Origin of the sequence: Methylorubrum podarium, assembly GCF_040270385.1 — a bacterium.
Classification (GTDB): Bacteria; Pseudomonadota; Alphaproteobacteria; order Rhizobiales; family Beijerinckiaceae; genus Methylobacterium; species Methylobacterium podarium.
In genome coordinates, this window is the sequence record NZ_JBELQE010000067.1 from 15,355 (window position 1) to 28,099 (window position 12,745).

Sequence of the window (12,745 nt, forward strand, 5' to 3'; positions counted from 1 at the left end):
CCCTCGGCCTCTCTCGATCAGGAGCGCAGGGTCGCGCCGGTCTTCTTCGACACCTCGGCGACGATCTTGGCGCTCACCGCCTCGATCTCCGCATCGGTCAACGTGCGCTCGGAGGGCTGCAGCCGCACCGCCACCGCGACCGACTTCGCGCCGTCCGGGATGCCGGCGCCCTCGTAGAGGTCGAACACCTCGATGCCGGTGATCAGCTTGCGCTCGGCTCCCTGCGCCGCCTTCAGGATGTCGGCGGCGGCCACGTCGCGGGGGACGACGAAGGCGAAGTCGCGGGAGATCGCCTGGAGGTCGGACAGCGCGAGCGCCGGTTTGGCCTTGGTCGGCCGGTGGCGCGGCAGCGGCAGCGAGTCGAGAGTGATCTCGAAGGCGACCAGCGTGCCCTTGAGGTCCATCGCCTTCAGGAGCCGCGGGTGCAGCTCGCCGAAATGGCCGACCACGGTCTTCGGCCCGAACTGCAGCGTGCCCGAGCGGCCGGGATGCAGCCAGTCGGGACCGCCGGCCACGACCTGTAGCCCGCCGGTCGGCACGCCGAGGGCGGCGAGCAGCGCCAGCGCGTCGGCCTTGGCCTCGAAGGCGTCGACCGTCCCGGCCGCGCCGGTCCAGTGTCGCCCGGAGCCGGCATGGCGGGCGGTGCCGCGGCGCAGGCCGGCGGCGCGCAGGGACTGGCCCTCCGGCTCGTCGCTGGCGAAGCACTGGCCGACCTCGAACAGGGCGGTGTCGGGGAAACCGCGGTCGGCATTGGCCTGGGCCGCCCGCAGCAGGCCCGGAACGAGGCTCGGGCGCATGTCGGAGAGGTCGGCGGCGATCGGGTTGGCGAGCGCCAGATCGGCCCCGCCGCCGCCGAACAGCCGCGCATCCGCGTGCGGGATGAAGGAGTAGGTCACCGCCTCCAGCATGCCGCGGCCCGCCAGCGCCCGCTTGGCGAGGCGCCCGCGCCGCTGCAGCACGGTCAGCATCGGCTCGACCGCCACCGTCTCGATCCGCGGCAGCGGCTTCGGCTCGATCCGGTCGAGGCCGGCGATGCGCACGATCTCCTCGACGAGATCGGCCTTGCCCTCCACGTCCGGCCGCCAGGACGGCGGCAGCACCTTCACCCGGTCGCCCGAACCGGAGATGTGGAAGCCGAGCGATTCCAGCGTCACCTTCATCTCGGCCCGCGACAGCTCGATGCCGGCGAGCCGCCGCACCTCGGTCCAGGGGAAGTCGATGACGTGGGAGAGTTCCGGGATCTCGCCGGCGATGCGGACGTCGCTCGGGGTGCCGCCGCACAGGTCGATCACGAGGCGGGTGGCGAGGTCGAGGCCCGGCAGGGCGAAGGCCGGATCGACGCCGCGCTCGAAGCGGTAGCGCGCGTCGGTGATGATGCCGAGCCGCCGCCCGGTGCGGGCGATGTTGCGCGGGTCCCAGAGGGCCGACTCGATCAGCACGTCGGTGGTGCTCTCGTCGCAGCCCGACGCCTGCCCGCCCATGATGCCGCCGATCGACTCGACGCCGTTGGCATCGGCGATCACCACCGTGTCCGAGTCGAGCCGGTAGGTCTTGCCATCGAGGGCCACGAGGCTCTCGCCGTCGTCCGCCCGACGCACGATCAAGGCCCCGGCGACCTTGTTCGCGTCGAACACGTGCAGCGGCCGGCCGCGGTCGAAGGTCATGTAGTTGGTGATGTCGACGAGCGCGTTGATCGGGCGCAGGCCGATCGCCCGCAGCCGCTTCTGCATCCAGTCCGGCGAGGGGCCGTTCTTCACGCCGCGCACGAGGCGGAGGGCGAAGAACGGGCAGAGACCCGTGTCGTGCGCGTCGAACTGCAGCGTGACGGCGGTCGGGCAGGCGCCCTCGCCGCGCACCGGCGGCATCGGCTCGCGCTTCAGGGTGCCGAGGCCGGTGGCGGCGAGATCGCGGGCGATGCCGTGGATCGAGGCGCAGTCCGAGCGGTTCGGCGTCAGGTTGATCTCGATCACCGGATCGTCGAGCCCGGCCCAGACGGCGTAGGCGGTGCCGACGGGTGCGTCGGCGGGCAGATCGAGGATGCCGTCGTGGTCCTCGCCGAGGCCCAGCTCCGCCCCGGAGCAGAGCATGCCGCGGCTCTCGACCCCGCGGATCGTGCCCACCGAGAGGGTGATGTCCTTGCCCGGCACGTAGGTGCCCGGCGGCGCGAAGACCGAGAGCATGCCGGCCCGCGCGTTCGGCGCGCCGCACACGACCTGGAGCGGCTGCCCGTCCCCGGTATCGACCTGGCAGACCCGCAGGCGGTCGGCGTTGGGGTGCTGCTCGGCGGAGATCACCCGCGCGATGACGTAGGGACGAAGCGCGGCGGCCTTGTCCTCGATGCCTTCGACTTCGAGGCCGATCCGCGTCAGCGTCTCCGCGATCGCGTCGAGGGATGCCTCGGTGTCGAGGTGGTCCTTGAGCCAGGAGAGGGTGAATTTCATCTCAGAACATCCTCGCGGCCGCCGGAGCGGGCCGGGCCGGGATCGAAAGGCGGGGCGGTGGGGCTCAGGCGGTCAAGCCACCCACGAGGCTCGGCACGTCGATCGGCCGGAAGCCGTAATGCTCCAGCCAGCGCACATCCGCCTCGAAGAAGGGGCGCAGGTCCGGCATGCCGTATTTGAGCATGGCGAGCCGGTCGATGCCCATGCCGAAGGCGAAGCCCTGGACCTGATCCGGGTCGAGCCCGCCGCTGCGCAGCACGTTGGGATGCACCATGCCGCAGCCCAGAATCTCCAGCCAGTCGGTGCCCTCGCCGAAGCGGAGTTCGCCGCCCTTGCGCGAGCACTGGATATCGACCTCCGCCGACGGCTCGGTGAAGGGGAAGAACGAGGGGCGGAAGCGCATCGTCACCGCCTCGACCTCGAAGAAGGCGCGGCAGAACGATTCCAGCACCCATTTCAGGTTGGCGATGTTGGCCGAGCGGTCGATGACGAGGCCCTCGACCTGATGGAACATCGGAGTGTGGGTCTGGTCGGAATCGTGGCGGTAGGTGCGGCCGGGCATGATCACGCGGATCGGCGGCTGCTTGGCCCGCATGGTGCGCACCTGGACCGGCGAGGTGTGGGTGCGCAGGAGCTTGCGCCGCCCGAGATGGTCGGGGGCGAGGAAGAAGGTGTCGTGCATCTCCCGCGCCGGGTGCCCCTCGGGGAAGTTGAGCGCGGTGAAGTTCAGCTCGTCCGTCTCGATGTCGGGCCCTTCCGCCACCGAGAAGCCGAGGTCGGCGAAGATCGCCGTGATCTCCTCGATCACCTGGCTGATCGGGTGGATGCGGCCGCGGATCTCCGGCGCCTCGCGAAGGGGAAGCGTCACGTCGATCCGCTCGGCGGCGAGCCGCGCGTCGAGGGCGGCGTTCGCCATCGCCTCGCGCTTCTGCGACAGCGCGCCCTGCACCCGGTCGCGCAGGCCGTTGATGAGGGGGCCGCGCTCCTTGCGCTCGTCGGGCGTCATCGCGCCGAGCGTCTTGAGCAGCTCCGAGACGCTGCCCTTCTTGCCGAGCGCCGCCACGCGCACGGCCTCGAGGCCGGCCTCGTCCCCGGTCCGCTCGATCTGCCCGAGAAGGTCGCGTTCGAGAGCGTCGAGATCCATCACCGCTGTCCTTGGCCAGTCGTCCGAGAGCTGCCTTCGCGCGTCGTTTGCATTCCGTTTGCATTCCTGCAAGCGCGCAAACGTGACGAGGCGCGACCGTCGCGCAAATCGCCCCGGTCCAAACAAAGAAGGCGCGGCGCTTGCCGCGCCGCGCCTTGTCTAAGGGGTCGGTCCGCCGGAGGGCGGAGCGATCAGGCGGCCTTCGGCAGGGCCGACTTGGCCTTCTCGACCACCGCCGCGAAGGCGGCCGGCTCGTGGATGGCGAGCTCGGACAGCGCCTTGCGGTCCACCTCGATGCCCGACTTGGCGAGCGCGTCGATGAAGCGGGAATAGGTCAGGCCGTGCTCGCGCACCGCCGCGTTGAGCCGCTGGATCCAGAGGGCGCGGAAGGTGCGCTTCTTGTTCTTGCGGTCGCGGTAGGCGTACTGCAGACCCTTCTCCACCGCCTGCTTGGCGATGCGGATCGTATTCTTGCGCCGGCCGTAATAGCCCTTGGCGGCCTTCAGAACCTTCTTGTGCTTCGCGTGACTGGTCACGCCGCGCTTGACGCGGGCCATGGGAGATCTCCTGGAACGTTAAGACAAAAACAGATCGCGAAGGGCGGAAGGACTTACCGCTGGTTCGGCAGGAAGTACTTCTTCACGTTGGCGGCATCGCCCTCGAACAGGGTCGTGGTGCCGCGCAGGTTGCGGATCTGCTTGTTGGTCCGCTTGATCATCCCGTGGCGCTTGCCGGCCTGGGCGTAGACCACCTTACCGGTGCCGGTAACCTTGAAGCGCTTCTTGGCGCCCGACTTCGTCTTCAGCTTGGGCATTTGGCTCTCCTGAACGCGACAGCGATCCGACCGGCGGCCGGCACCTCGCGCTTGAATGCTGCTGGAGCAACGGGAACCGCCACGGCAGCCCTGATCGGCCGGGCGGTTCAACGCGGGCAGCTTATGGCAGAAACCTTTCGCGGTTTCAATCAACCGATGCGCGCGACCCAGGGCGATCGCTTGAAAGCGATCGCCCTGGTTTTTTGCCGGACTCAGTCGCCGGCGCCCGCCTCCGCGGGCTCAGGCTTTCGCTCCGCTCGATGCTTTCCGGGGCTGACGCCCCGGAAAGCCCGCTGCGCGCGGCGCTCTTCGCGCCGCGAAGCTGCCAACGCAGCTTCGAGCGATCGCCCTGGCGCGCGACTCATCCCTGGACGGGTTTTTGCATGCGGCCCGTGGAGACCGGTCGGCCCCCCGCCCCCGGATCGACGCTCTGGAGCGCCCCTGTGGAAAGCCGGCATTCGGTGGGCTTGCAAAGATTGCCGCTCGCCCCAGTCGCCGGGCGGAACCATAAACCTTGGCTGTCTGTTTCGTTCATGTCCTGCTCAGGCCGCGTCCCCCATTCCTTGCGTCAACATCCCTATTTCCTGTCACAGGAGACGTCTTCGTGCGCATTGCCCAGGTTGCCCCGCTCGCGGAAGCCGTGCCGCCGAAGTTCTATGGCGGCACCGAGCGTGTCGTTTCGTGGATTACGGAAGAACTCGTCCGCCAGGGTCACGACGTGACCCTGTTCGCGAGCGGTGATTCCCAGACTTCGGCCAAGCTCGCCGCCTGCCATCCGGAGGGCCTGCGCCTTCTCGGCTACCGCGACCACACCGCGGGCCACCTCGCCATGCTGCACCACGTGCATCGCCGGGCGCACGAGTTCGACGTGATCCACTTCCACATCGATCTGCTGCAGTATCCGATGTTCGAGGACCTGTATCACAAGTGCCTGACGACCATGCACGGTCGCCTCGACGTGCCGGACTTCATGCCGGTCTACAACACGTTCACGGGCATGCCGCTGGTCTCGATCTCGGACAACCAGCGCGAGCCGATGCCGGAGAGCTCCAACTGGCTGGCCACGATCCATCATGGCCTGCCGAAGGAGAACTGCCCTTACTACCCGGAGGCCAAGGGCGGCTACCTCGCCTTCCTCGGCCGCATCTCGCCCGAGAAGCGCCCCGACCGCGCGATCGAGATGGCGATCCGCTCCGGCATCCCGCTGAAGATCGCCGCCAAGGTCGACAAGGCGGACCAGGAGTACTGGGACGAGACGATCGAGCCGATGATCCACCACCCGCTGGTGGAGTATATCGGCGAGATCAACGAGGAGCAGAAGAAGGACTTCCTCGGCAACGCCCTGGCGCTTGCCTTCCCGATCGACTGGCCGGAGCCCTTCGGCCTCGTGATGATCGAGGCGATGTCGGCCGGCACGCCGGTGATCGCCTTCGGCAACGGCTCGGTGCCGGAAGTGATCAAGGACGGCGTCTCGGGCTTCATCGTCAAGACGATGGACGAGGCGGTCGAGGCCTGCCGCAAGGTCAAGGATCTGCCCCGCGCCGGCGTCCGCGCCCATTTCGAGGGCCGCTTCACCGCGGAGGTGATGGTGCGCAAGTACGTCTCGGCCTACGAGCAGCTGCTGGCCGGCCAGGGCAACGTGATCAAGATGCCCGCCGCGGGCGCCTTCTCGCCGCAGTATGGCGAGCTGAACGGCACCGCCCACGGCCCGATCCACGTCGCCGCGATGCCGGCCTGAACGGCTCGACAAACTCTCTTCCGGCCCCTCGCCGGGGCCGGGGGCGCGCCTAACTGAACGGGTCCGACAGGGCCGCCGGTTGCCTCGGGGCGACCGGCGGCCTTCGATTTGCGAGGGGGATCCCCGCTCGCATCGGATCAACGGCAGAGAGGCGCTTCGCATGGCGGCACAGGACGACGCAGCCCACATCCACGCCGACGGCTCCGAGGAGCGGACGGCTTCGAAATTCGGCCTGCTCGACGCCGACGAGAACCTGCCGCAATACCATATCGAGGCGCAGGCCTCCCTGGTGGACCGCCCGCTTCGCGCCCTCAAATACGGCGAGGCCTTCGCCGTCCTCGACAGCTACGGCGACATCGGCTGGACTCCGGGGCCGGAGGGGCTCTACTTCCAGGACACCCGCTACCTCTCGCGCCTCGCGCTGACGATCGAGGACGAGCGGCCGATGATGCTGTCCTCGGCGATCCAGGACGACAACGGGTCGCTCAGCGTCGATCTCACCACGCCCGACATCCGGCTCGATGCGGGCGACGAGACGTCGATCCCCCGCGAGCTGATCGCCATCGAGCGCACCAAGTTCCTGTTCAAGGGCGCCTGCTACGACCGCATCGGCCTGCGCAACTACGACACCCGCCGCCGCCGCCTGCGCATCGGCGTCACCTTCGATGCCGATTACCGCGACCTGTTCGAGGTGCGCGGCTCCGACCGGACGAACCGCGGCAAGCGCACGGTCGAGCGCCGCAGCGAGACCGAAGTGCAGTTCCGCTACGCCGGCCTCGACGAGATCGTGCGCACCACCTCGGTGCATTTCGGGCCGAAGCCGCGGACCCTGGAGCCGGGCAAGGCCGAGTTCGTGGTCGAACTGGAGCCGCAGGCCAACACCTCGCTGTTCATCCGCGTGGTCTGCCAGTCGCACCGCGCCTATACCTCCGCGCCGGGTCCGGAGAAGGCGGGCGAATCCGCGGCGCTTGCCCTGTCGCGCGCCGCCGGCAGCCTCGCCGAGCAGCCGGACCGGCACTTGAGCGAGGGCCGCATCTTCGCCCGCGCCTACCGCGACAACCGCCGCGACCAGCGCCAGATCACCGCCGGCATCACCACGATCATCTCCTCGAACGACCAGTTCAACGAGGGCCTCTGCCGGGCGACCGCCGACCTCTACATGCTGGCGACCCGCACGCAGGAGGGCATCTACCCCTTCGCCGGCATCCCCTGGTACTCCACGGTGTTCGGGCGCGACGGCATCATCACCGCGATGATGGCGCTCTGGATCGACCCGAATTTCGGCAAGGGCGTGCTGCGCTTCCTCGCCGCGACCCAGGCCAAGGAGGTCGATCCGGCCGCCGACGCCCAGCCCGGCAAGGTCCTCCACGAGACCCGCCGCGGCGAGATGGCGATGCTCGGCGAGGTGCCCTTCCGCCACTATTACGGCACCATCGACGGCACGCCGCTCTTCGTGATGCTGGCGGCGCAGTACCACGAGGTGACCGGCGACCTCGACACGATCCGGGCGATCTGGCCGCAGCTCAAGCTGGCGCTGGACTGGATCGACCGGTACGGCGACCGCGACGGCGACGGCTTCGTCGAATATGCCCGCGAGACCGAGCAGGGCCTGGCCAACCAGGGCTGGAAGGACAGCCACGACTCGATCTTCCACGCCGACGGCGCCATGGCCAAGGGGCCGATCGCCCTGTGCGAGGTCCAGGGCTACGTCTACGCCGCCAAGCGCGGCGCGGCGCGGCTCGCGAGCCTGCTCGGCGAGGACGACCTGTCGGTCCGCCTGACCGGACAGGCCAACACCCTGCGCGAAAACTTCGACCGGGCGTTCTGGTGCGAGGAGATCGGCACCTACGCGCTCGCCCTCGACGGCGCCAAGCGGCAATGCGCCGTGCGCTCCTCCAATACCGGCCACGCCCTGTTCACGGACATCGCCCTGCCGGAGCGGGCGCCGCTCGTGGCGGCGCAGCTCCTGTCCAACGACGGCTTCAACGGCTGGGGCATCCGCACCATCGCCAAGGGCGAGGCGCGCTACAACCCGATGTCCTACCACAACGGCTCGATCTGGCCGCACGACAACGCGATCTGCGCCCTCGGCCTCGCCCGCTACGGCCTCAAGGACGAGGCGGCGCAGGTGTTCGAGGGCATGTTCGACACGAGCCTGTACTACGACCAGAAGCGGTTGCCGGAGCTGTTCTGCGGCTTCATGCGGCGGCGCCAGCGCGGACCGGTGAGCTACCCGGTGGCCTGCTCGCCGCAGGCCTGGGCGGCGGCGGCGCCGTTCGCCTTCCTGGCGGCCTGCCTCGGGCTCGAGATCGACCACGCCCGCAACCGCATCCGCTTCCGCAACCCGATCCTGCCGCGCTTCCTCGAAGCGGTCGAGCTGTTCAACCTCAAGCTCGGCGACTCGCGGATCAACGTCCGCCTGCACCGCCACGGGAGCGACGTGACGGTGGCGGTGACGCGGCGCACCGGCGACGTGCAGATCTCGATGCTGAAGTAGGCGCGACGGGGCGGCGGCGACCGATTCGAATCAACCCATTCCGGTTGGTCGCCTCGGGTTTTGCCCACGCCGTCATCGCGAGCGGCAGCGAAGCGATCCAGGGCGCGCCCTCTCCGGAGAGGTCGCGGACTGGATTGCTTCGGCTCCGCCTCGCAATGACGAAAGGAGAGGCTGAAGCGATCAGCGGATCGCCCGCATCCGCTCGCACCCCGCATGCACGCCACAATTGTGGGCACGATGGCTCCGCTTGGCCGGACGGCGAAGGGATTCGCCTCTCGGCCGCGCCGGAGGGATCATGATGCACCCTTGGCTGGCTGCCGCTCTCCTGGTCGGCTCTCTGGCCGTCCCGGGCACGGCCCTCGGCGCCGAAGCCTCCGACCCGGCGCCGGAGGGTGAGCAGACGATCCGGTCGGCGCCGGACACCGCGTCCTACCGTCTGTTCGTGCCGCGCGGCTATGCGGCGATGCCGGCTCAGCAATGGCCGCTGCTCGTCTTCCTTCACGACCGGGACGAACCGGGCGACGATGCGGACCGGCTCGCGCGCTCCGGGCCCGCGGCCTTCCTCGCGGCCCATCGCGGGCTTCCGCTGCTCGTCGTCTCACCGCGGGCGGACGGGACCGGAGGAGCCTGGGATCTGGACCGCCTGGAGCGGCTCCTGACGCATCTGAGAGCCACCTACCGGATCGATCCGGCGCGGATCTACCTGAGCGGCGCGGGAGCCGGCGGACGGGCGACGTGGACGTGGATGTTGGAGCGGCCCCGTCTGTTCGCCGCCGGGACGCCGGTCGGTGGGCACGACGTCGTGACCGCGGACGAGGGGCTGGAGCGGATCTGTCTGCTGAAGGACGTGCCGATCCGAGCCTCCGCCATCGAGACGCCCCTCATCGCCGGAGAAGGGATCCTCAAGGCGATGTCCGCTCAGGCGCGATGCCCCGGCGGAACGCGGCCCGCCCGGCTCGAGGTCTCGAATGACAAACGGCTCTCGGTCCGGAAGTCTGCCATCTACAACCGCCCGGACTGGTGGCTGTGGCTGCTGGAGCAGCGGCGGCCGACGACCGAGTGAGGGTCGGGCGGGCGGACAAAATGGAAGCGCCGTTCCGGCCGGAACGGCGCCCATCATCCTTGCCACCCGAACTTGCCACGCGCACCCAACGGCTCGCTCCGAGGGGGCCCGGCGAGGCGCCGGCGGCGACCGGGACCGCCTGCGGTCAGCGCGGCGCCAGGATCATGATCATCTGGCGGCCTTCGAGCATCGGCTCGCTCTCGACCTTGGCGATCTCCTGGGTCTCCTGCTTCACGCGCTCGAGGAGGCGGAGGCCGATATCCTGGTGGGCGATCTCGCGGCCGCGGAAGCGGAGGGTGACCTTGACCTTGTCGCCTTCCTCGAAGAACCGCTGCACGGCCTTCATCTTCACGTCGTAATCGTGCTTGTCGATGCCGGGGCGGAGCTTGATCTCCTTCACCTCGACCGTCTTCTGCCGCTTGCGGGCCTCGTTCTGCTTCTTCTGTTCGTTGAAGCGGAAGCGCCCGTAATCGAGGAACTTGCAGACGGGAGGGACGGAGTTCGGCGCGATCTCGACGAGATCGAGACCAACCTCTTCAGCCATGGCCAGCGCGTCGAAGAAGGGCACGACACCCCGGTTCTGCCCGTCCTGGTCGATGAGCTGGACGTCGCGGACGCCGCGGATGTCCCGGTTTGCGCGCGGCCCGTCCTTCTGCGGGGCCGGCATGGCTCTCATTGGTCTGCGAATGGCTCAGTTCTCCTGTATCAACGACAAAACGGCAGCCTGAGAGCCACCGCGTCTGGCGAGCCCCGGCCACCGATTGATCCGGCTCGGCCGGACGGCACTAACTTGGCAAATCTTCTTGCCGAGTCAACTCATGGGGCTGATTTCGGTTCATCCCTATCACGGACCTGTCACGGGCCTCACGGGTTCGCCCGGTTCAGGAGATCGGCGTAGACGCCCAGCGTCGCTCCGGTCATCCGGTCGAGGGAGAAGTTCGCCTCGACATGGCCTTGCGCCCGGCGGGCGAGGGCGTCGCGGGCGCTGGCGCCGAGCGACAGCGCCTCCTTCAGCGCGTCGGCGAGCGCGGCGGCGTCGCCCGGCGGCACCCGCCAGCCGGTTCGCTGGCCGGGCTCGACGTCGGGGGGCGCCAGCACCGTCTCCGGCACGGCGCCGAGATCGGAGACGACCACGGGGATGCCGAGCGCCTGCGCCTCGACCGCGGAGCGGCCGAAGGCCTCCGGCTCGACCGAGGGCACCGCGACGACGGAGGCCGCGCGGAAGGCCGCCGGCATGTCGGTGCAGTGGCCGACCCGGCGCACGATGCCCGTCAGGCGGCGCGCCTCGATCAGCGCGTCGAGCTCGCGCTCGTAGGCCGAGCGCCCCTGCGGATCGCCCGCGAGCACGACGGCGAAGTCGGCGAGGCCCTGGTCGCGCAGGCGGGCGGCGGCCTCGATGAGCACGCGCTGCCCCTTCCAGGCGGTGAGGCGGGCGGCGAGCAGCACGACGCGCTCGTGCGGCGCCACGTTCCAGGCCCGACGCAGGCTCTCGACCCGCGCGGCGGCCACCGCCGAGGGGGTGAACGCCGCCAGATCCGTGCCGCGGTGGATCACGATGATCCGCCCCCCGGCCTGTTCGGGATGGGTCCGGCGGATCAGGTCGGCGGTGTAGTGCGAGTTGGCGATCACCACGTCGCCCCGCGCCATCACCGAATTGTAGAGGATCTTGACGCTGGTCCGGCCGGAATAGCTGCCGTGATAGGTCGTCACGAAGGGGAGCTTCAGCCGGCGCGCGGCGCCCAGCGCCACCCAGGCCGGGGCGCGGGAGCGGGCGTGCAGGATCTGCACGCCCTCCCGGCGGCAGAGCCGCGCGAGCCGCTCGACGTTGAGCGCCATGGCGAGCGGGTTCTTGGTGTTGGCCGGGAACGGCACCCAGATCCCGCCCTTGGCCTGCAGCTCGCCGACGAGCCGCCCGCCCTCCGTCGCCACGAGCGGGCGCGCGCCGGCCTCGGCCAGCGCCGCCGCCACGTCGACGGTGGTGCGCTCGGCGCCGCCCGCCTCCAGCGCCGGGATGATCTGCAGCACCGTGACGCCCGCCAGCGGCGAGGTCTCGGACAGCTGCACCGGGCCGCCGGACGGGCTGCCGCCGTTCATCGCGTCACCCGAGGCGGGACGGTCGCTTGGAACTGGGTCATGGGGTAAGGATCGTCCCCGCGGCTTTACGGTTCGGTAAACGAAGCGTCGTCGGCTTGTTTCAGAATCACAGGATTTTCCGCGCCCGTGACTCAACCCATGCGTCCGTCCGAGACTTCTCCGAGCGACCTGCCCGTCGCGACGCTCGATGTCGGAGGCCCGCCCCCGCGCCGGCTCGCGGTGCGGGTCCGCGAGGGTGGGGGACCGCCCGTGGTCTGGCTCGGCGGCTTCCGCTCCGACATGCGGGCGACGAAGGCCGCCGCCCTCGACGCCTGGGCCGCGGGCAGCGGCCGGCGCATGGTGCGGTTCGACTATTCCGGGCACGGCGAGTCGGAGGGGCGTTTCGAGGACGGCACGATCTCCGACTGGCTGGCGGATGCCTGCGCCGTCATCGACCGCTTCGCGGACGAGGGGCCGATCCTCGTCGGCTCCTCCATGGGCGGCTGGATCGCCTGCCTCGTCGCCCGCGAGCGGGCGCGGCGCGGAGCGCCTGTCGGCGGGATGGTGCTGATCGCGCCCGCCCTCGACTTCACCGAGGCGCTGATGTGGGACGCCTTCCCGCCGGAGGTCCGGGAGACCCTGGAGCGCGACGGCGTGTGGTATCGGGAGACGCCCTACGCGCCGGAGCCCGATCCGATCCGCATGGCGCTGATCGCCGACGGGCGGCGCCACCTGTTGCTGGATCAAGGTCTGGAGCCGGGCTGTCCGGTCCACATCCTCCAGGGCATGGCCGACCCGGACGTGCCCTACCCCCACGCCCTGCGCATCCTGGAGCGCCTGCCGGCGCGCGGGGCGCGGCTGACGCTGATCAAGGACGGCGACCACCGCCTGTCGCGGCCCGAGGATATCGACCTCCTCGTGCGCACGGTCGCGGCGATGGCCTGAGATGGTCCGAGACGCGTCCCCGCCCTCCGG

10 protein-coding genes are annotated in these 12,745 nt (G+C 69.9%); 4 read left to right on the forward strand and 6 right to left on the reverse strand.

Features of this window, described 5'->3' with window-relative positions:
* Window positions 1–17: 17 nt before the first annotated feature.
* From pheT to rpmI, 4 genes are all read right to left on the reverse strand, one after another.
* Window positions 18–2,441, reverse strand: coding sequence for a phenylalanine--tRNA ligase subunit beta (pheT, locus tag ABS772_RS11460; protein WP_350394608.1), 2,424 nt, complete (start codon window positions 2,439–2,441; stop codon window positions 18–20).
* Window positions 2,442–2,505: 64 nt separating this feature from the next.
* Window positions 2,506–3,585, reverse strand: coding sequence for a phenylalanine--tRNA ligase subunit alpha (gene pheS, locus ABS772_RS11465; RefSeq protein WP_350394610.1), 1,080 nt, complete (start codon window positions 3,583–3,585; stop codon window positions 2,506–2,508).
* A gap of 191 nt (window positions 3,586–3,776) precedes the next feature.
* On the reverse strand, window positions 3,777–4,142 hold the full coding sequence (rplT, locus tag ABS772_RS11470; RefSeq protein ID WP_153874972.1) for a 50S ribosomal protein L20: 366 nt from the start codon (window positions 4,140–4,142) through the stop codon (window positions 3,777–3,779).
* Between the two features lie 53 nt (window positions 4,143–4,195).
* The gene (rpmI, locus tag ABS772_RS11475) at window positions 4,196–4,399 is read right to left on the reverse strand and encodes a 50S ribosomal protein L35 (protein WP_009863555.1); all 204 of its coding nucleotides are present in this window, start codon (window positions 4,397–4,399) and stop codon (window positions 4,196–4,198) included.
* A 604-nt stretch (window positions 4,400–5,003) separates the two neighbouring features.
* Here rpmI and ABS772_RS11480 point away from each other — a divergent pair.
* The 3 genes from ABS772_RS11480 to ABS772_RS11490 all read left to right on the forward strand — a co-directional run bounded on the left by ABS772_RS11480 (window position 5,004) and on the right by ABS772_RS11490 (window position 9,697).
* On the forward strand, window positions 5,004–6,137 hold the full coding sequence (locus tag ABS772_RS11480; RefSeq protein WP_238257973.1) for a glycosyltransferase family 4 protein: 1,134 nt from the start codon (window positions 5,004–5,006) through the stop codon (window positions 6,135–6,137).
* 160 nt (window positions 6,138–6,297) lie between these two features.
* Complete coding sequence (locus ABS772_RS11485; RefSeq protein WP_350394612.1) at window positions 6,298–8,634, forward strand: amylo-alpha-1,6-glucosidase; 2,337 nt, start codon at window positions 6,298–6,300, stop codon at window positions 8,632–8,634.
* 295 nt (window positions 8,635–8,929) lie between these two features.
* Entirely contained in the window at window positions 8,930–9,697 is a 768-nt protein-coding gene (locus ABS772_RS11490) for a carboxylesterase family protein (protein WP_350394613.1), read from the forward strand.
* A gap of 145 nt (window positions 9,698–9,842) precedes the next feature.
* On the opposite strand, the gene infC is transcribed toward ABS772_RS11490, so the two are convergent.
* A complete protein-coding gene (infC, locus tag ABS772_RS11495) occupies window positions 9,843–10,364 on the reverse strand; it encodes a translation initiation factor IF-3 (protein WP_231346348.1) in 522 nt (173 codons plus the stop codon).
* 197 nt (window positions 10,365–10,561) lie between these two features.
* Window positions 10,562–11,791: a glycosyltransferase family 4 protein gene (locus tag ABS772_RS11500; protein WP_350394614.1), complete on the reverse strand. Its 1,230-nt coding sequence runs from the start codon at window positions 11,789–11,791 to the stop codon at window positions 10,562–10,564.
* 138 nt (window positions 11,792–11,929) lie between these two features.
* Between ABS772_RS11500 and ABS772_RS11505 the strand changes: the two genes are divergently transcribed.
* Window positions 11,930–12,715 (forward strand): alpha/beta hydrolase, encoded by a 786-nt coding sequence (locus tag ABS772_RS11505; protein ID WP_350394673.1) that lies wholly within the window; start codon window positions 11,930–11,932, stop codon window positions 12,713–12,715.
* Window positions 12,716–12,745 lie beyond the last annotated feature (30 nt).

Bases quoted from the DNA above. Each gene is read 5' to 3' on its own strand.
- ABS772_RS11490 (WP_350394613.1), top strand. From the start codon at position 8,930: ATGATGCACCCTTGGCTGGCTGCCGCTCTCCTGGTCGGCTCTCTGGCC.
- pheT (WP_350394608.1), bottom strand. From the start codon at position 2,441: ATGAAATTCACCCTCTCCTGGCTCAAGGACCACCTCGACACCGAGGCA.
- infC (WP_231346348.1), bottom strand. From the start codon at position 10,364: ATGCCGGCCCCGCAGAAGGACGGGCCGCGCGCAAACCGGGACATCCGC.
- ABS772_RS11505 (WP_350394673.1), top strand. From the start codon at position 11,930: ATGCGTCCGTCCGAGACTTCTCCGAGCGACCTGCCCGTCGCGACGCTC.
- ABS772_RS11485 (WP_350394612.1), top strand. From the start codon at position 6,298: ATGGCGGCACAGGACGACGCAGCCCACATCCACGCCGACGGCTCCGAG.
- rpmI (WP_009863555.1), bottom strand. From the start codon at position 4,399: ATGCCCAAGCTGAAGACGAAGTCGGGCGCCAAGAAGCGCTTCAAGGTT.
- rplT (WP_153874972.1), bottom strand. From the start codon at position 4,142: ATGGCCCGCGTCAAGCGCGGCGTGACCAGTCACGCGAAGCACAAGAAG.
- pheS (WP_350394610.1), bottom strand. From the start codon at position 3,585: ATGGATCTCGACGCTCTCGAACGCGACCTTCTCGGGCAGATCGAGCGG.
- ABS772_RS11500 (WP_350394614.1), bottom strand. From the start codon at position 11,791: ATGAACGGCGGCAGCCCGTCCGGCGGCCCGGTGCAGCTGTCCGAGACC.